2 protein-coding genes are annotated in these 1,195 nt (G+C 44.8%); one reads left to right on the forward strand and one right to left on the reverse strand.

What is annotated here, in order from left to right; genetic code table 11:
• On the reverse strand, positions 1 to 214 hold a 214-nt coding region (locus ETC02_RS16600), incomplete at its 3' end, for an IS110 family transposase (protein WP_153017666.1).
• Between the two features lie 557 nt (positions 215 to 771).
• Between ETC02_RS16600 and ETC02_RS16605 the strand changes: the two genes are divergently transcribed.
• Positions 772 to 1,195, forward strand: a 424-nt coding sequence (locus ETC02_RS16605; protein WP_171698445.1) for a helix-turn-helix domain-containing protein, incomplete at its 3' end; no start/stop codon positions are given.

A 1,195-nucleotide genomic window follows, 5' to 3' on the forward strand; every position in this document is an offset into this window, starting at 1 on the left:
CATCAAGAAAATAGGCGAGATTCAGCCAATAATGTCCCGTTGGCTCGATGCCAACGATCACCTCGGTTTTTCCAAATTCCTTCATGGCTTCCACGATGCACTGGTACAACCATTCCAATCCTTCTCTCGATTGCAGAACGGGAAACGGCTTTTTTAACACCCTCCCTCGCTCATCCACAAAGCAGGCATAATGTTTTTTCTTTGCAATATCCATCCCAACAACCAGCGTTTAAAATGTGTTACACAAAATTTTATACATCATCGATCTTCATAAGTTTACTACTGATCTTCATAAAACGTTAATCATTTGTGGACAAAATTTTTGGCAACTATCCATCACATTCTTTAATGTATGATGCGATTCAATGAATGATGAGAGACAAAAGCACAAAAAATTTAGGAAAAATTTAACATAGACAAGTAGAAAGAAAAACCGTTTTCGTTATATATGAAGCTTCCCGCAAGCCGTCCGAAGAGCACAGGTCCTTTATGCGCCTAACAAGCAAAAATTACAATGGGGTGAGGCAAAGGAAGAAGCGTCCTCGGGAAGGAGGTAAAAAATAAAACGCATTTTTAGCCTGTTCCATTTTTTTAAATGCAACGGCCTAAAAATGCGCCAGGACAAGACTAAAGAATATTGCTTTTATAGCGAAAGAACCTCTCTTATCGTTCTATATACATGCTCATTGAAAAGTTAACCTTCGCATAAGCGGTGCCCACTCCGGTTATACTGCTCCTAATGAAAAGTATGGAAAAGGAGCGGAATTCTGCATGAAACGTCTCAAAATCACCAACGATCACGGATGGACACCTCGGACACTTCGCAAACAGGAACGGAAAATCAAAAACACCCTTCTTCGCCAACGGGTGATGGCGGTTCGCCTGGTCATGGAAGGCTATTTGGGCAAAGAGGTGGCCTCCATGGTCAACGTGTGCCGACAAACCGTTTCCCATTATGTGTCGCTGTTCAACGAAGGCGGTCTGGAGCTCTTGCTTCATCGGGATTTCGCCCCCGGGCGGGAGCCGTTTCTCACCGAAGAACAGCAGGAAGAGATCAAACAGCTTGTGTTGACCACCACTCCCGCCGAACTGGGCTGGGACGTCGCTTCGGCGTGGAACACCAAACTCCTGCAATCCTATGTCGAAAAGCACTTCGGTGTTTGCATTTCCCGCGAAGCGTTGCGAAAACTCCTGC

This window comes from Geobacillus sp. DSP4a (assembly GCF_013096875.1).
Lineage (GTDB): Bacteria > Bacillota > Bacilli > Bacillales > Anoxybacillaceae > Geobacillus > Geobacillus thermophilus.